At 73.3% G+C, this 16,195-nt stretch carries 15 protein-coding genes; 9 read left to right on the top strand and 6 right to left on the bottom strand.

From position 1 onward, the window contains the following. Positions 1–53 precede the first annotated feature (53 nt). From O7600_RS04705 to O7600_RS04690, 4 genes are all read left to right on the top strand, one after another. On the top strand, positions 54–635 hold the full coding sequence (locus tag O7600_RS04705) for a TetR/AcrR family transcriptional regulator (protein WP_281592464.1): 582 nt from the start codon (positions 54–56) through the stop codon (positions 633–635). A gap of 79 nt (positions 636–714) precedes the next feature. Next, complete coding sequence (locus O7600_RS04700) at positions 715–1,599, top strand: zinc-binding dehydrogenase (RefSeq protein ID WP_281592463.1); 885 nt, start codon at positions 715–717, stop codon at positions 1,597–1,599. A gap of 416 nt (positions 1,600–2,015) precedes the next feature. Beyond that, positions 2,016–2,729 (top strand): zinc-binding dehydrogenase, encoded by a 714-nt coding sequence (locus tag O7600_RS04695; RefSeq protein ID WP_281592462.1) that lies wholly within the window; start codon positions 2,016–2,018, stop codon positions 2,727–2,729. A 157-nt stretch (positions 2,730–2,886) separates the two neighbouring features. Continuing rightward, a complete protein-coding gene (locus tag O7600_RS04690) occupies positions 2,887–3,267 on the top strand; it encodes a VOC family protein (RefSeq protein WP_281592461.1) in 381 nt (126 codons plus the stop codon). A 42-nt stretch (positions 3,268–3,309) separates the two neighbouring features. Here O7600_RS04690 and O7600_RS04685 read toward each other — a convergent pair whose 3' ends face one another. Both O7600_RS04685 and O7600_RS04680 read right to left on the bottom strand, forming a co-directional pair. Then, a complete protein-coding gene (locus tag O7600_RS04685; RefSeq protein WP_281592460.1) occupies positions 3,310–6,819 on the bottom strand; it encodes a glycosyl hydrolase in 3,510 nt (1,169 codons plus the stop codon). Between the two features lie 267 nt (positions 6,820–7,086). Beyond that, positions 7,087–7,398 (bottom strand): hypothetical protein, encoded by a 312-nt coding sequence (locus O7600_RS04680; protein WP_281592459.1) that lies wholly within the window; start codon positions 7,396–7,398, stop codon positions 7,087–7,089. A gap of 95 nt (positions 7,399–7,493) precedes the next feature. On the opposite strand from O7600_RS04680, the gene O7600_RS04675 reads away from it, so the two are divergent. Beyond that, on the top strand, positions 7,494–8,114 hold the full coding sequence (locus tag O7600_RS04675) for an L-threonylcarbamoyladenylate synthase (RefSeq protein ID WP_281592458.1): 621 nt from the start codon (positions 7,494–7,496) through the stop codon (positions 8,112–8,114). Between the two features lie 76 nt (positions 8,115–8,190). Next, the gene (locus tag O7600_RS04670) at positions 8,191–9,765 is read left to right on the top strand and encodes a Na+/H+ antiporter (RefSeq protein ID WP_281592457.1); all 1,575 of its coding nucleotides are present in this window, start codon (positions 8,191–8,193) and stop codon (positions 9,763–9,765) included. Positions 9,766–9,804: 39 nt separating this feature from the next. Here O7600_RS04670 and O7600_RS04665 read toward each other — a convergent pair whose 3' ends face one another. Then, positions 9,805–10,737, bottom strand: coding sequence for a superoxide dismutase (locus O7600_RS04665; protein WP_281592456.1), 933 nt, complete (start codon positions 10,735–10,737; stop codon positions 9,805–9,807). 131 nt (positions 10,738–10,868) lie between these two features. Between O7600_RS04665 and O7600_RS04660 the strand changes: the two genes are divergently transcribed. Next, positions 10,869–11,711, top strand: coding sequence for a S1 family peptidase (locus O7600_RS04660; RefSeq protein ID WP_281592455.1), 843 nt, complete (start codon positions 10,869–10,871; stop codon positions 11,709–11,711). Positions 11,712–11,721: 10 nt separating this feature from the next. On the opposite strand, the gene O7600_RS04655 is transcribed toward O7600_RS04660, so the two are convergent. After that, positions 11,722–12,054 carry a putative quinol monooxygenase gene (locus tag O7600_RS04655; protein WP_281592454.1) on the bottom strand — a complete coding sequence of 111 codons (333 nt, stop codon included), beginning with the start codon at positions 12,052–12,054 and terminating at the stop codon, positions 11,722–11,724. Between the two features lie 38 nt (positions 12,055–12,092). Then, a complete protein-coding gene (locus O7600_RS04650) occupies positions 12,093–13,061 on the bottom strand; it encodes a hypothetical protein (protein ID WP_281592453.1) in 969 nt (322 codons plus the stop codon). Between the two features lie 175 nt (positions 13,062–13,236). Between O7600_RS04650 and O7600_RS04645 the strand changes: the two genes are divergently transcribed. Next, positions 13,237–13,542, top strand: coding sequence for a DUF1330 domain-containing protein (locus O7600_RS04645; RefSeq protein WP_098744709.1), 306 nt, complete (start codon positions 13,237–13,239; stop codon positions 13,540–13,542). Between the two features lie 21 nt (positions 13,543–13,563). Here O7600_RS04645 and O7600_RS04640 read toward each other — a convergent pair whose 3' ends face one another. Continuing rightward, a complete protein-coding gene (locus O7600_RS04640; protein ID WP_281592452.1) occupies positions 13,564–14,307 on the bottom strand; it encodes an N-acetyltransferase in 744 nt (247 codons plus the stop codon). A 242-nt stretch (positions 14,308–14,549) separates the two neighbouring features. On the opposite strand from O7600_RS04640, the gene O7600_RS04635 reads away from it, so the two are divergent. After that, entirely contained in the window at positions 14,550–16,190 is a 1,641-nt protein-coding gene (locus O7600_RS04635; RefSeq protein ID WP_281592451.1) for an ABC-F family ATP-binding cassette domain-containing protein, read from the top strand. Positions 16,191–16,195 lie beyond the last annotated feature (5 nt).

Raw genomic sequence — 16,195 nt, 5'->3', positions numbered from 1 at the left:
GGGCGGAGCCACAATTCTTTGGCGATCGTTCCAGTTACCCGTACGGTGGGTGCATGGCTCGTACCCGGGAGTTCGACTTTGACGCAGCGGTGGCTGCGGCCATGGAGGCGTTTCGGCGCAAGGGCTACGAGGGCACCTCGATCCGCGACCTGACCGAGGCGACCGGCTTGGGCAGCGGCTCGATCTATGCCGCCTTCGGTAGCAAGGAAGGGTTGTACCTGGCTGCGCTCGACCTCTACCGGCAGCGGTACGCGACGCCGCTGATCGCCATGCTGCGTTCCGGCAGCGACGCGCGGGAGGTGATCCGCGAGGTCTTCGTCGGCGCGGTGGATGAGATCTCCCGGGACGGGAAACACCTGGCATGCCTGATTGTCGGCGCTACGGTCGAGCCGATCCGCGACGACCCGCGGGTCGCCGAGCGGCTCGGGTCGACGACCCGGTCGTTGGAGGCCGCCCTCTTCGATGTGCTCGCCGAGGGACAGTTGCGCGGTCAGATCCCCACCGGCCGCAGCGCCTCCGACCTTGCCACCTTTCTGGTGACGAGCCTGCAGGGGTTGCGGGTGATGGGCGGGATCAACCCCGACCGGGCCGCGCTGATGCGGTCCGCCGAGGTCGCGCTGAGTTGCCTGGATTGAGCGGGCCCCGGGCTGTTCCGGGTCCTTTGTCGTCATCAATTCTGGAACAGACAACCAAGATAGCTCTTCGAGGATAGGGATGAAACCGACAGGCGTAGGGATTATTGGGCCGGGCGCGTGGGCGTCGATCTCGCATATTCCGGTGATCGCGGCGTCGCCGGCGTTCGAACTGCGTGCGGTCAGCACGTCCCGTCGCAGCTCGGCGGAGGCTGCGGCGGCCAGGTACGGAGTGCCCGGATACGACGACCACCGCCGGCTGCTCGCCGACCCGCAGGTCGATGTGGTGGTCGTCGCGGTGCAGGTCACCCAGCACTTCGAGCTGATCTCGGCAGCGCTTGAGGTCGTCCCGGCGCCGGCCGGGGCGAGTCACGCCGAGGCCGCCACGCTCCCGACGAACGGGCTGACCGCCTCGCACGCCCTCGACCAGCTACGCCTGAGTCCGGACAGCACCGTCGCCGTCACCGGCGCGGCCGGGGCGGTCGGCGGCTACGCCGTACAACTGGCAAAGGCGGCCGGACACCGAGTGCTGGCCGACGCCGCCCGGCAGGACGCCGACCTCGTCGCGTCGTTGGGCGCCGACCACATCGTCGACCGCGGGCCGGGGGTCGCCGATCGCTTCCGCGCGCTCACCGCCGACGGCGTCGACGCCGTCGTCGACGCCGCTGTCATCGGCGCCCCGTTGCTGTCGGCCATCCGCCGTGGCGGCACCCTGGCATACGTACGCGGCGGGCCGGACCAGGCGGCGTTCGAACGGGCGGCCGCGACGCGCGGCGTGACCCTCGTCTACGCCTACGTGCACGATTACGACGGGCGACTCGACAAGCTCGACCTGCTGCGCCGGCTCGCCGACGAAGGACGGCTCAGCCTCCGGGTCGCGGACACTTTCCCGCCTCAGCACGCGGCGCAGGCCCATCGGCTCCTGGCGGCCGGCGGCGTCCGGGGCCGGCTGGTCATCGAGTGGTGAGTTCGCCGGCAAGCTGGTCGGCACGGCGCCGGACCGGGATCGCACTCCGGTGGCAGACGTCCCGGGCAAGTCGGTGCTGGTCGTGCGTACCCGGCTCGGCCTGTCGGCGGAACCCCATCAGGGAGCAACTGAAGGAGAGGTGACAACATGCGCGCGGTAGTGCTCAAGGAGTTCGGCGCCCCGCTGGTCCTCATGGAGATCGAGAAGCCGGTACCGGTCCCGGACAGGTACTGGTCCGGGTCGCGGCGAGTGGTGTCAACCCGCTGGACACCAAGATCCGAGCGGGAAAGGCCGCCCACGCCCGGATACAGCCGCCGGCCGTACTCGGCCTGGACCTGGCCGGTGTCGTGGCGGGGGTCGGCCCGGGGGTCACCGGCTTCGACCCCGGCGACGAAGTGTACGGGCTGACCGGTGGCGTGGGTGATCTTCAAGGGTCGCTCGCCGAGTACGTCGCCGTGGACGCTCGGTTGCTCGCCCGAAAACCGGAGTCGCTGAGCTTGCGCGAGGCGGCGGCTCTGCCGCTGGCCGTCATCACCGCCTGGGAAGGGCTGGTGGACCGGGCGCGGGTGACGGCGGGCCAGCAGGTACTGGTGCACGGCGGCGCCGGCGGCGTCGGGCGGATCGCCGTCCAGCTCGCCCGCGCCCGCGGCGCTGAGGTCTTCGCCACCGGATCGCCCCGAAGCGTGGAGACCATCGCTCGGCTCGGGGCGACTCCGATCGACTACACGAGCACGGCGGTCGAGGACTATGTCACCGAGTACACCGGCGGCGAGGGCTTCGACGTGGTCCTCGACACCGTCGGCGGCGCTGGCCTGGACCAGTCCTTCACCGCGGTACGCACCTACACCGGCCATGTCGTCAGCGTTCTGGGGTGGGGTACGCACAGCCTCGCGCCGCTGTCGTTCCGTGGGGCCAGCTACTCCGGAGTCTTCGCCCTGCTTCCGATGCTGACCGGCCAGGGACGGGAGCACCACGGCGAGATTCTGCGCGACGCGGCCGTCCTGGTCGACCGGGGAGCGTTGCGGCCGCTCGTCGATCCACGGCGGTTCACCCTCGCCACGGTGACCGACGCCCATGCCATCGTGGAGAGCGGCACCGGTACCGGCAAAATCGTGATCGACGTCGAGTGACGAGACACCTTCGACCCTTTCCCGCGACCGGGATCGCGACCGCACGGGCGTTGGCCAGTGCGGGCGGCAGAGGTGGTGTCGGCCGTGCGCGGCGGCCGACACAGCCCGCTGATCCGCCGCGACACCCGAACGGCGGCTGCCGTACTAGTCTCGGGCGATGCATCGATCCCGGCTGTACGCCCTGATCATCGACGCGCCCCAGGAGTCCGCGGGGGAGGTCACCGCGTTCTGGTCCGCCGCGCTCGGCGCCGACGTCCGCACCGACCCGAGCGAGCCCGAGTTCACCGGCCTGGCCGACGTGGTGCCGGGTCTGGTCACCGCCGTGCAGGCGGTGGACGACGCGCCCCGCCACCACCTCGACATCGAGACCGACGACGTGCCGGCCGAGGTCGAGCGGTTGCGAGGGTTGGGCGCCGTCCCGGTCTCCCGGTGGCAGGACTGCCACGTGCTGCGGGCGCCGGGCGGTCACCTGGTCTGCGTGATCCCGGTGGCCAGCGACCCGGAGCTGTTCGCGGCGACCGCCACCCGCTGGCCGTGAGGCCGGCGCCCCGGCCGGTGAGGGCCGGGGCGCCGGAGCCGGTCAGGCGGTGTAGGGCAGGGTGACCGTCGAGCGGTCCCCGGTGCCGAGTGTGGTGGCGCCGGCGCCGATGGCGTTCCACACCTCCACGGTCACCGTGCCGCCGGCCAGGTCGCCGAGCGTCCCGACGCCGGAGTACAGCCCCCGCTCCTGGGTGTAGTGCTCCCACCCGGGCACCGGGTCGGTGGCGAAGTACTGGTACGTCTCCACCCGGTCGGCGGTGCCGTCGCCGGTCAGGTCGTAGGAGACCCGCACGTGGGTGCCGTTGCCGACCGTCGTGCCCGCGTCCAGCAGCAGGTCGAACCGGGTCGCCCCGCCGGTGTAGCGGGCGGTCAGACCGGAGGCGGTGAACCGCAGCGGTTCCCCGCCCGTCGCCGGGACGGTCACCGTGGCCGACGCGCCGGCCGCGCCGGCCAGGGCGGCCGGTCCGACCAGGTGACGTTCCGCGGTGAACCCGCCCGACGCCGGCGGCGTCGTGGTGGCGGTGCTTCCGGCGTACGGCAGCACCAGGCGGGACGCGTCACCGATGCCGAGCGTGGTGGGCCCGGCGCCGATGGCGTTCCACACCTCGATCCGGACCGTGCCGTCGGACAGGTCGCCCAGCGTGCCGGTGGCCGAGGTGAGGCCCTGCGTCTGCCGGTAGTGCTCCACACCGGTGACCGGGTCGGTGGCGTAGTACCGGTAGGTCTCCACCCGGTCGAAGCTGCCGTCGCCGGTGAGGTCGTACGAGACCCGGGCCTGGACCCCGTTGCCGACCGCGGTGCCCGCGTCGACGGCCAGGTCGAACGCGGTGTTCCCGCCGGTGTACGTGCCGGTCAGCCCGGTGGCGGTGAAGACCTGCGGGTTGGCCGGCGCGCCGTCGTGGTTGCCGTTGGCCGCCGCCACGGTGACCGTGCCGGCCGGTCCGGCGGCGGAGCCCAGCGCCCCGCCGGAGCCCAGGTAGCGGGTCGGCTCCAGCGCCGGCGGCGGGGTGGTCGGGCTCGGGCTGGTCGGCGTCGGGCTCGGCGTGGTCGGCGTCGGGGTGGGCGTGGTCGGCGTCGGCGTGGGGGTGCTGGGCGTCGGGGTCGGCGTCGACGTCGTCGGCGGACCGGTGGGCACCGTCACGCCGCCGGTGGCGCTGCCCCCGCTCCAGGTGTACGCCCCGGAGGTGACGGTCTTTCCGGCCGGCACCGCCAGTGTGGTGCCGTCGGAGAACGTGACGGTCAGCGGCGTCGCGGTGATGTTCGACGCCACGTACGTGCGCTCGGTGCCCGTGCGGAACACCTTCGCCAGCGGGTGGTTCGCGGTGACCGAGGTGTCCACCGTGCCGAGCGCGGCGAGGTTGCGGATCCAGTGGAACGTGTGCGCCTTGCTCTCGCCCTCCTCGCTGGCGAAGGTGCTGTTGGCCCGGAAGTTGCGCAACGCCTGCTCGCCGTCGCCGAGGGCCAGGAACTCCCAGATGATGTCCTGCCACACCGTCGGCGGGCCGTTCTTGTTGGCGAGCAGCTCCGCGTAGTTGGCCTTGACGTACTCCGGGTGGTCGCCGAGGTAGAGGTGACCGCCGGTGATCGGCAGCATGTTGATGCCCTGGATCATCTCCGGGGCCGAGGAGAACCAGGTGGCGTACGCGCCGCCGTCGCCCCACACCATGCCGACGGTCTTGTGGCCGAAGGCGGCCGGGAAGTTCTCGTCGTGCACGTCGAACCAGTACTCGGCGATGGCCGCCGACTGGGTGGTCCACAGGTAGACGCCGGCGTCGCGGACGGCGGTGTTCCCGGTGGCCTGGCCCCACTGGATGAGCGCGTTGGCGAAGTTCATGCCCTCCGAGGAGGACTCCTGGTTGTTGCCGGCGAAGAACGGCGCCAGGCCGGAGGCCCAGTCGTGGCCGGCGTAGATGTCGAAGTCCCGCAGGTAGGGGAAGCGGTTGTCGGCGCGGTCGTAGTTGTTGGCGTCGCGGATGAGCAGGTCCACCATGCCGCCGTAGCGGGTGTCGTCGGCCCAGCCGGGGTCGAACTTGGCGACGGTGGCCGCGGCGGCGACGAAGTAGCCGTAGTGGAAGTGGTGGTCGTTGAGGTCCTCGTCGGAGCCGTACGAGGCGGGGTAGCCGATGAGCGTGCCCCAGTTGCGGTCGTAGTAGAACAGCTGGCCGGTCTCGCCGGAGCTCGCGGTGAGCCAGTTGGTCAGCCGCGCCTTCATGGCGGTCACCGCCGCGTCGCGCACGGCGGTGAGGCCGAGCTGGTCGGCGATCTCGGCGATCCGGGCGGCCCGGCCGAGGCCCTTGCCGGCCCAGTAGGTGTCCCGCCCGCTGATCCCCTCCGGGTTGGCCAGTTCGGCGTTGAGGTAGTTGGTGACGGTGGTCAGGTCCGCGCCCGTCGCGTCACCCACCGCCGGCACCTCCGGCAGCACGCCGGTGTAGCGCATCGAGGTGGTGAAGGACGGCACCCCGACCAGCACCCGCATGGCGCCGCGGGCGGAGACGTACGTGCCGGTGATCGGGGTGGCGCCGGTGAGGCTGCGCCACTGGTGCGGGTAGAGCGCCACCACCGTCTTCGTCTCGGTGCCCTCGCGGGGCGTGGTGGTGAACGCGTACGTGGTGCGCACCGTGCCGGCGGACTGGTCGTACGCGTAGCTCATCCGGGTGCCGGTGACGTGCGCGTGGGCGTACCTGCCGTACTCGTCGGCGAGGGCGGCCTTGTCCGCGCCGCCGGGCAGCACGGCCACGGAGAAGTAGCCCTTGCCGGCGAGCGTGGAGCTGATGCCGGCGCCGTTGACGGTCCAGGTCGCGCCGGTCGGCGCGTACGCGACGTAGTCGTGGCCGTTGACGGTGAAGCCGATGGTGGCGCCTGAGTTGCGCCAGACCGTCGGCGTCGCGGTGGCGGTGAGTTGCGCGGCGCCGCCGCCGGTGACGGAGTAGTAGCTGAACGGCAGCCCGTGGCCGATGGTGGCCCGCATGCTCCGGTTGCCGTCGCTCCAGTCGGCGGTGACCGTCCAGTCGGTCCAGTCGGCGGCCTTGACCACCGGCGCGGCGAGGCCGGCCACCCCGACCCGGACGTCCTCGGTGTACGGGTAGTGGAATTCGCCGACCCCGGTGGCGGTGCCGCTGATCGCCGGCGTGGTGGTGTACGACAGCCCGAGCCCGTTGTTCTCGGCCTTGAACGCCAGCGGGTGGGCCTGGAGGTTCTCGCTGCCGCCGCAGTTGTTGCGCTTCCAGATCAGCGACGACCACCAGTCGTTGGTGGGGATCGCGCCGGCCGGGGCGTCCGCGGTGGCGAAGATCCGCGGGTTGGTGCTGACGGTGCCGCAGCCCTTGGGCAGCACGGCGCCGGGCGGCAGCGTCTCGGTGTAGCTGCCCGCGCCGACGGTGCCGGCGGCGGCGGTGCCGCCGCCGCCGACCACGACGCCGAGCAGTCCGGCCGCGAGCACGGACACGGCGGCGAGGGCGACCACACGACGGGGGCGTCGGCGGGCGGGGGACGGAACCGGTTCCGGCAGCGGTGCGGCGCCGGGGGAGAAGTCCCGCAGGGGGAGTGTCATGGAGGTCCCCTTCAGAGGAGAAGGCGGGGTACGGGTGGTGGTCCGATGGTCGAGAGAGCGCTCTCTTGAGAAGCGAGATTAGGTTCCGGTTACGCGTCCGTCAATGTCTCGTTACCGAAGAGAGCGCTCTCTCGACCGCGCCCGGCACCCCTCGGTCGACCTCCGGAACGCCCCTGACCAGGGTGGAAGGGAACAGCACGGCACCGCCCTCCGCCGTACCCGATGCGGCGGCGGAGGGCGGTGAGCGGCTTTTGCGAGTTGCGACGCTCAGGCGGCGGTCGCGGCGAGCCGGTCCATACCGGACACCGGCGCCGGGGCGACGCCCGGCTGCTCGCCGCCGCCGGTGCGGCGCGGCCCGGGCGCGACGGCCGACCGCGGCGTACGGGCGGCGGCCAGGCCGAGCTGCGCGGCCTCCCAGGCGGCGCAGGGCCACGCGGCGCCGGCGCAGCTCGGGCTGGCGCACACCCGCTCCGCGTCGGGCTGGTGCGCGTCGGCCACCGCGGCGGCTAGATCCCACAGCAACGGATCGGTCACCTCGTCGGGACGGTCGGTGACGCGGTCTGTGCTGGCTTCGGACATGATCGGTCCCCCTGTCGTGAACGGCCCCCACCTGTTTCCGGAACCGGCCCCCGGCAAACCTGCGCCCGGCCCGCCGCGGGCATAGGCTGGCCGGCGTGGCGAGGTACTACGACCTGCATCCGGACAATCCCCAACCCCGGGTGATCCGGCAGGTGGTGAGCCTGCTGCGCGACGACGGGGTGATCGTCTACCCGACCGACTCCTGCTACGCGTTGGGCTGCCGGCTCGACAACCGGGCCGGCGTGGAGCGGATCCGGGAGATCCGGCGGCTCGACGACCGGCACCCGTTCACGCTGGTCTGCGCCGACTTCGCCCAGCTCGGCCAGTTCGTCAAGCTCAGCAACGCCGTCTTCCGGCAGGTCAAGTCCGTCATCCCGGGCAGCTACACGTTCATCCTCCCGGCGACCGCGGAGGTGCCCCGGCGGTTGCAGGACCCGCGCCGACGGGTGGTCGGGGCCCGTGTGCCGAGGCACACGGTGACCCAGGCGCTGCTCGCCGAACTGGGTGAGCCGCTGCTCTCCAGCACCCTGCTGCTGCCCGGTGAACAGGAGCCGATGACCCAGGGCTGGGAGATCAAGGAGCGGCTCGACCACCTGGTCGACGCCGTGGTCGACGCCGGCGACTGCGGGCTCGAACCCACCACCGTGGTCGACCTGTCCGGCCCGGAGCCGGAGATCCTGCGCCGCGGCGCCGGCGACCCCGCCCGCTTCGAGTAGCGATCGGCCCGTTCCGCCCCGCCGGACCCGCCTCGTGCGGCACGGTGGACCCGGCGGACGGTGACGGGGGTACGGCGTGGACGCACTCGTGCTGATCGCGGTGCTCGGCGTCACCGTGCTCGTCGGCACGACCATCGGCGGCCGGTACAGCGTCGCGCCGCCCGTGCTGCTCATCTCGATGGGCGCGCTGCTCGGGCTGCTGCCGCCGTTCGACAACGTGATCCTCGAACCCGAGGTCGTGCTGGTGCTGTTCCTCCCGGCGATCCTCTACCGGGAGAGCCTGGTGCTCAGCCTCCGGGAGATCCGGGCCAACCTCGCGGTGATCGTGGGACTGGCCGTCGCGCTGGTGATCATCACACTGGTCGCGGTCGCGTACGTGGCGCAGGCCCTCGGCGTCGAGCCGGCCGCCGCCTGGGTGCTCGGCGCGGTGCTGGCGCCCACCGACGCCGCGGCCGTCGCCGGCCTGGCCAAGCGGATGCCGCGCGGCATCCTCACCACGCTGCGCGCGGAGAGCCTGGTCAACGACGGAACGGCGCTGGTCCTGTTCGCGGTGACGGTCGGGGTGATCGCGGGCGGGACGGTGCCCGGCCCGCTCGTGCTCACCGGCGAGTTCGTCGGCAAGTCGCTCGGCGGGGTGGCTGCCGGGCTGCTGGTCGGCGGGGCGGTGGTGCTGATCCGCAAGCGCGTCGACGATCCGATGCGCGAGGGCGGCCTGAGCATCCTCACCCCGTTCGTCGCGTTCCTGCTCGCCGACGCGGTACGCGCCAGCGGGGTGCTCGCGGTGGTCGTCTCCGGGCTGCTGCTGGCCTACGCCGGTCCCCGGGTGATCCGGGCGCGTTCCCGGGTCACCGCGTACGCGTTCTGGGACCTCTCCACCTTCATGATCAACGGCAGTCTGTTCGTGCTGCTCGGCATGCAGGTGCCGCGCTCGTTGCGCAGCATCACCAGCCACTCGCCGATGGCGTCGCTGGGCATCGCGGTGCTGGTCGCCCTGGTCGTGGTGGTCACCCGGCTGGCCTGGGTGCACCTGTCGGTGAGCGCGTTGCAGCGCGTCGACCGGCGGGAGTCGCGGCGGTCGCGTCACTTCGACGCCCGGATGCGGACCGCCGTGGGCTGGTCCGGCTTCCGCGGCGCGGTCTCCCTCGCCGCGGCGCTGGCCGTGCCGGTCACCATGCACGACGGGACCTCGGTGCGCGAGCGCGACCTGATCATCTTCGTCACCGTGGTGGTGATCGTGCTGATCATGGTGGTGCAGGGCACCACGCTGCCGGCGGTCGTCACCTGGGCCGGGCTGATCGGCGACCGGGAACGCGACCACGAGGTGCGGTGGGCCCGGATCCGGGCCACCGAGGCGGCCCTGGAGGCGCTGCCCGAGGTCGCGGCCGAGCTGGGCGCCTCGTCGGACACGGTGGACCGGCTCCGGTCGGACTACGAGGACCACCTCGCCGACGTGCGGAGGCCGCCCGACGAGGCGACGGGGGAGGAGCGGGAGGCGACCCGCAGGTTGAAGCTGGAGTTGCTGGACCGCAAGCGGCGCGAGGTCACCCGGCTGCGCAACAGCAACCAGATCGACGACGCGGTGCTGCGGCAGCTCCAGGCCGGCGTCGACATCGAGGAGATCCGGCTGCTCGGCCCCGAGGTGGAGGACTGAGCCGGACGGCCGCGCCGGACCGGCGCGGCCGTCGGTGGCTCAGCGCCCGTCGATCGCGACCACCGTGTACGGCGTGGTCGGCGTCGGCGGCGTGGTGAAGCGGGCGTTGGGCAGGTAGAGCCGGCCCAGGGCGGCGGCGACCGTGGTCGGCACGTCGAAGTCCGGATCGGTCAGGGTCCGGCGCAGCGTGCCGGCGGTGCCGGCGCGGTTCAGCTCGACCAGCGCGACCTGGTTGAGCCGGTTCTGCACCACGACCAGCGTGCGGCCGAGCAGCAGCAGGCCGTCGCCGTTGGCGAAGCTGTGCCCCGGCACGTCGACGGCGGTGGTGACGCCGGTTTCCGGGTCGACCCGGAACAGGGTGCCGGTGTTCGACTGCACCACGATCAGGGCCCGCCCGTCCGGGGTGGGCGCGATGCCGTTCAGGTTGACGCCGGTGCCGCTCTGCTGGAAGTCGCCGGTGAGCCCGAGCGTGGTGAACCCGTCGGCCGGAGGCAGCGCGCCGCCGCGCCCCAACGGCAGCCGGTAGAGCACCGGTCGGTTCGAGTCGGTGAACCAGGCGGCGTCCCGGGTGAGCACCACGTCGTTGACGAACGTGGGGGCGCTCGCGAACTGGTAGCGGGCGAGGACGGCGCCGGTGCGGGCGTCGACCACCCGGGCGTCCCCGGCGGTGCCGCCGGCCACGAAGAGCCGGCCCCGCGGGTCGACCTTCAGGCCCAGCGACGGGGTGCCGGTGGGTGGGCTGAGTCGGGCGCCGGCACCGGTGACCAGGTCGGCGCGGTAGATCTCGCCGGTGGCCCGCGAGCCGAGGTAGGCGTACCGGCCGGCGGTCGCGATGCCCTCCGGCTGGAAGCCGTCCGGCAGCGCGAGGACGGTCGGCCGGCGGTCGTGGGCGGCGGCGGGGGTGGGGGCGACGGTGCTGACGAGCGCGGCGGTCAGGGCGACGCCGAGGGCGGCGCGGATGCGTCGGTTCACTGTGCACCTTCCGGGTCGACGGTGGGGCCGGAACCCGCCCCACTGTACGTTCGCCGACCGGCGCTTGAACGGATGCGGCCGGAGGTCGATGCTTTATGGCATCGACCGACAGCAATGAAAGGGGTGCCCGGATGCGCCGACCCACGCTCCTCGCCCTCGTCCTGACCGCCCTGCTCGGCGTCACCCCGGCCGCCGCCCGGGCCGGCGCGGTCCCGCACCCCGACCCGGGGGCGCTCGCCGCGATCCGGACCGCCGGAACCGCCTGGGGGCACGACCCCGCCACCGGCCGCCCGGCCGTCACCGTCGACGACACGGTACGCGGGCCCGCGCTGGCCGCCGTGCGCCGCGACGCCGCGCGGGCCGGTGCGGTGCTGCGTCACGAGCCCGGGCGGCTGCGCCCGCTCATTGCTGGCGGTCAGGCGATCTACGGCGGCGGCGGACGCTGCTCGCTGGGCGCGAACGTGCGCCGCGGCAGCACCTGGTACCTCGTCACCGCCGGGCACTGCACGAACCTCGCCGGCACCTGGTACGCCGACAGCGCCCGCACCACGGTGCTGGGCAGCCGCGCCGGCAGCAGCTTCCCCGGCAACGACTACGGCGTGGTGCGCTACACCGGCACGGTCGCGCACCCGAGCGCCGTGTACACCCACCCGGGCCAGGTCACCGTCTACGGCGCCGGCTCCGCGTACGTCGGGCAGGCGGTCTGCCGCAGCGGCGCCACCACCGGCGTGCGCTGCGGCACGGTGACCGGGCTGAACCAGACGGTCAACTACGCCGAGGGCAGCGTCAGCGGGCTGATCCGCACGAACATCTGCGCCGAGCCCGGCGACAGCGGCGGCCCGCTCTACGTGGCCGCCACCGGCACGGTCCTCGGGATCCTCTCCGGCGGCAGCGGCAACTGCACCAGCGGCGGGACCAGCTACTACCAGCCGATCCTGGAGATCCTCGCCGCGTACGGCCTGAGCATCCCCTGACCGGCGCGGCTCACTCGTCGCCGGGTACGGCCATCTCGCCCAGGCGGGACCAGTCCTGCTGCGGCACGCTCGCGTTGACGATCCGCGGCGTCTCGGCCAGGTGCGGCGGCAGCGTGCGTTGCGCCTCGCGGAAGTGCGCCGACTGCACGTGCGCCGCACCGGCCGCGTCGTCGCGGAACGCCTCGACCAGCACGTACTCCGCCGGGTCGTCGAGACTGCGGGACCAGTCGAACCACAGGCAGCCGGGCTCGGCCCGGGTCGCCTCGGTGAAGTCGGCAGCGATCCGCGGCCAGGTGTCGGCGTCCTCCGGGCGGACCCGGAACTTGGCGGTGATGAAGATCATGGCTTCAGGCTACCCAGGTCGGGTGGCCGTCGCGCGGGTCAACCCTTCGTCGCCGGCCCCAGCAACTCGGCCGCCCGGCGGTCCGCGAAGGCGGTGACCGCCTGCTGCCCGGCGCCGAACACGATGGCCACCCCGAGCAGCGCGGCGGTGCTGTTCACGGTCGTCTCGACCAGGCCGCCGATCACCAGCATGATGCCGACGACCGCCACCAGCGGGCCGATAGCGAGCTTCAACAGGCCCTGCTGGAACGGCAGTTTGTAGGGCAGCCCGCCGGACCGGGACGTGATCATCGAGGGCAGGGCGCTGAGGAACGCGCCGAGCGCCCCGGCGATCAGCACGAAGAACAGCAACCGCCAGGCCGGCACGCCGGCGGCGTCCACCGGCGCCTTGAGCAGCCGCACGTCGTGGCTGCGCCACTGCACCAGCACCACCAGGACCTCGGCGACCAGCGCGAACACGGACAGCCCGAGCATCCGGTTGCGCAGCCGGCGCACCGACTCGTGGAACTCGTCCGACACCGAGTGGTAGCGCAGCAGCAACGCCTGCGCCTTCGCCCGGATCAGGGCGGGCGTCGCCGCGTCGGCCACCGGGTCGAGGTCGGTGAGCACCTTGTCGTCGGCGGCGAGGAACTGCGCCGCCGCGCCCCGGTACGCGCCCAGCAGGCCGACCAGTTCCTCCGGGGTCCGCAGCTCCAGCATGGCCCGCTCGACCGAGTGGACGGTCTGCCAGGCGTACTCCAGGTTGCCGCCGCGCAGCCACTCGACCACGCCGCTGCGGCCGAGCACCGCCTCCACCCCGGACAGTTGGGCGCGCAGCGCGGCGGCCCGGTCGGGGTCGCGTTCCGCCAGCGCGGTGAGCTGCTGGTACAGGTCGTCGAGCTTGGTGCGGACCCGGACCTGCCACACCGCGGTGGGCACCCCGGCCCCGGGCGGGAGCGCCGGCCGGCTCGCCGGCACCGTCCCAGGCTGCTCGGGTACGGCCTCGGGTTGGGTCTCCTGGTCGATCATCGCGTCCACCTTCCCCCACGCCGCGCGGCTGCACGCGCGACCCCTGCGACCAGTATCCGCAGGTCAGGGCCATCGTGGCCAGAGCACTTCGGACATCCGACGCCGGTGCGCGCGGACCTCGACCCGGTCCCCACGGAGGACACCGTCGACGTCTACCGATCGGTAGCCTGACCCGGTGACCGTCTACGCCCTCGCGCAGCTCACCGTTCACGACCGGGCGCGCTACGACCGGTACGTCGCCGCCTTCCTGCCGGTGCTGGCCCGCCACGGCGGCCGCCTGCTCGCCGCCGACACCGCCCCCCGGGTGGTGGAGGGCGAGTGGCCGCACGACAAGGTGGTCCTCATGTCGTTCGACAACCGTGAGGACTTCGAGCGCTGGTCCACCTCGCCGGAGTACCGCGCGATCTCCCGCGACCGGGAGGCCGCCACCGAGGGGGTGGTTCTCCTGCTCGACGGCATCGGCCACGCCTGGCCGGCCTGAGCCCGCACCGGTCGGCCGGTCTCAGAGCCGGTGCCGCACCCACACGTTGGCCTCCACGTAGGCCGCGTGGTCGTGCGCGACGTCGACCAGCACCGGCGCCAGCGCGCCGGGCACGTGCACCGGGCCGCTGGTGTCGAACGGCAGGCCGGTCCAGCGCCGCCAGTCGGCCAGCGTGCCGGTGACAGCCATCGACCTCGGCGCGACCCGCTCGACGACGCCGCCGGCCCGCACGTGCACCCGCAGCCACGGGTCCTCGGGCAGCCCGTCCGGGCGCCGGCGCGCCGCGTACTCGGCCATCGGCACGTCCGGGACGGCCGCCTTGCCGCTGGGTCGCACCGGCGCGACGAGGGTGTCGAAGCCGTGCCGCGCGACGGCGGCCCGCATGGCCGCGAGCATCAGCGCGGACACGCCGCCGCCGCGCCGGTCCGGGCGGACGCAGATCTCCAACGCCGAGACCAGGTTGGGGGTGGACCCGGTGAGCCGGCCGAGCGTGGCCCGCTGGATCATCCGGTCCCAACCGCCGTCGGGCAGCTCGTCCTCGGTCCAGCGCAGCGGCACCGCGTAGGCCCGGGCGACGACGCGGTCCGGCTCGGCCGGGTCCACGGCGGCGAAGACGAACTCGGGATAGAGGTCGTCGGCGACGCTGTAGTAGACCGAGCCCATCGGGTCCCAGAGCATGAACGGCGGCCACGCGCCGTCGAAGCCGTCGTCGAGCAGCGGCGCCAGGTCGGGACGCTCGGCCAGGGTCATGATCGTCAGGGTCACGCCGGGCAGGTTAGGCGGCCTCGGCCGAACCCGCACGCCGATTTACCGCTGGTGAGCTATGGTGGTCGGGTCCCGCCGAGGAGTGGAGTGATCATGGCAGGTGACGACGACATCTCCGGGTGAGAGCCCCGGACGGCCGCCGACGCGCATCCCGCGCCGTCGCCGCGGCCCCCTTCGTCGTCCCCCTGTCTCCCGCCGAGCGCCGCGTCGCGCTCCGGCGTTCCTTCCCTCCGAGGTCGATCATGTCCGACGCCTACGTCGTCAGCTCCGCGCTCTCCTTCTCCTGGCCGGACCAGACTCCGGTCTTCACCGACCTGTCCTTCTCCGTGCCCGCCGGTCGGACCGGCCTGGTGGCGCCCAACGGCACCGGCAAGACCACGCTGCTGCGGCTGATCGCTGGCGAGCTGCGCCCGAGCGCCGGCACGGTCACCGTGCGGGGCGTGCTCGGCTACCTGCCCCAGCACCTGCCCTTCGCCGTCGAACAGACCGTCGCCCAGGTCCTCGGCGTCGACCGGGCCATCGCCGCGCTGCACGCCATCGAGGGCGGCGACGCCCGGGAGGAGCACTTCACCGCCGTCGGTGACGACTGGGACGTGGAGGAACGCACCCACGCCGAGCTGGACCGGCTGGGCCTGGGCGAGATCGCGCTGGACCGCCGCCTGGGCACGCTCAGCGGCGGCCAGGTGATCTCCCTCGGCCTGGCCGCGCAACTGCTGCGCCGCCCGGACGTGCTGCTGCTCGACGAGCCGACGAACAACCTCGACCAGGACGCCCGGGACCGGCTGACCGCCGTGCTGCGCGGCTGGTCCGGCTGCCTGCTGGTGGTCAGCCACGACCGGGCGCTGCTCGACGAGATGGACCGGGTCGCCGCGCTCGAACCCGACGAGATCCGCTGGTACGGCGGCAACTACACCGCCTACGAGCAGGCCGTACGCGCCGAGCGGGAGGTCGCCGAGCGGCAGGTCCGCAGCGCCGAGCAGGACCTGAAACGGCAGAAGCGGGAGCTGCAACAGGCCCGGGAACGGGCCGCCCGGCGCGCCTCCACCGCGGCGCGGAACCTGCCCGACGCCGGGCTGGCCCGGATCGTCGCCGGCGGCCTGAAACGGGACGCCCAGGTGTCGGCCGGCCGCGCCGCCGAGACGCACGCGGCGCGCGTCGGCGACGCCCAGAGCCGGCTGGACCAGGCCAGCCGGGCCGCCCGCCAGGACGACCGGATCGTCATCGACCTGCCCGACACCACCGTCCCCGCCGGCCGGACCGTCTTCCACGGCGAGCGGCTGCGCGCCGAGTACGACGGACGCCCGGTGTTCGGCGGTGACGGGATCGACCTGAGCATCCGTGGGCCGGAGCGGATCGCGCTCACCGGCGGAAACGGCGCCGGCAAGTCCACCCTGCTGCGCCTGGTCCACGGCGACCAGCCGCCGGTCTCCGGCACCGCGACCCGGGTCGAGGGCCGGGTGGCCTACCTGTCACAGCGGCTGGACCTGCTCGACCCGGAGCGGACGGTCGCCGAGAACCTGGCCGTGTTCGCGCCCGGGCTCGCCGACGCCGAGCGGATGAACCTGCTGGCCCGGTTCCTGTTCCGCGGCGACCGGGCGCACCTGCCGGTGCGGGTGCTCTCCGGCGGCGAACTGCTGCGCGCCACGTTGGCCTGCGTGCTGAACGCCTCGCCCGCGCCGCAACTGCTGCTGCTCGACGAGCCCACCAACAACCTTGACCTGGACAGCGTCGCGCAACTGGAGAGCGCGCTCGGCGCGTACCGGGGGGCCCTGCTCGTGGTCAGCCACGACCCGCGCTTCCTCGCCGCCATCGGCGTGGACCGCTGGCTGCGGCTGGCCGACGGCACGCTCGTCGAGACCGCCGCTCCGGAGGTCGCTGACTAGGCTGC

The organism is Micromonospora sp. WMMA1998 (genome assembly GCF_027497375.1).
Taxonomy (GTDB): domain Bacteria; phylum Actinomycetota; class Actinomycetes; order Mycobacteriales; family Micromonosporaceae; genus Micromonospora; species Micromonospora sediminicola.
Note: the sequence above shows the minus strand (reverse complement) of the source record. Positions and strands in the feature narration are given on the sequence as shown.

Excerpts from the sequence above, each read along its gene's own strand:
- O7600_RS04680 (WP_281592459.1), bottom strand. The coding sequence starts at position 7,398 with ATGTCCGAAGCCAGCACAGACCGCGTCACCGACCGTCCCGACGAGGTG.
- O7600_RS04660 (WP_281592455.1), top strand. The coding sequence starts at position 10,869 with ATGCGCCGACCCACGCTCCTCGCCCTCGTCCTGACCGCCCTGCTCGGC.
- O7600_RS04705 (WP_281592464.1), top strand. The coding sequence starts at position 54 with ATGGCTCGTACCCGGGAGTTCGACTTTGACGCAGCGGTGGCTGCGGCC.
- O7600_RS04700 (WP_281592463.1), top strand. The coding sequence starts at position 715 with ATGAAACCGACAGGCGTAGGGATTATTGGGCCGGGCGCGTGGGCGTCG.
- O7600_RS04655 (WP_281592454.1), bottom strand. The coding sequence starts at position 12,054 with ATGATCTTCATCACCGCCAAGTTCCGGGTCCGCCCGGAGGACGCCGAC.
- O7600_RS04690 (WP_281592461.1), top strand. The coding sequence starts at position 2,887 with ATGCATCGATCCCGGCTGTACGCCCTGATCATCGACGCGCCCCAGGAG.
- O7600_RS04635 (WP_281592451.1), top strand. The coding sequence starts at position 14,550 with ATGTCCGACGCCTACGTCGTCAGCTCCGCGCTCTCCTTCTCCTGGCCG.
- O7600_RS04685 (WP_281592460.1), bottom strand. The coding sequence starts at position 6,819 with ATGACACTCCCCCTGCGGGACTTCTCCCCCGGCGCCGCACCGCTGCCG.
- O7600_RS04650 (WP_281592453.1), bottom strand. The coding sequence starts at position 13,061 with ATGATCGACCAGGAGACCCAACCCGAGGCCGTACCCGAGCAGCCTGGG.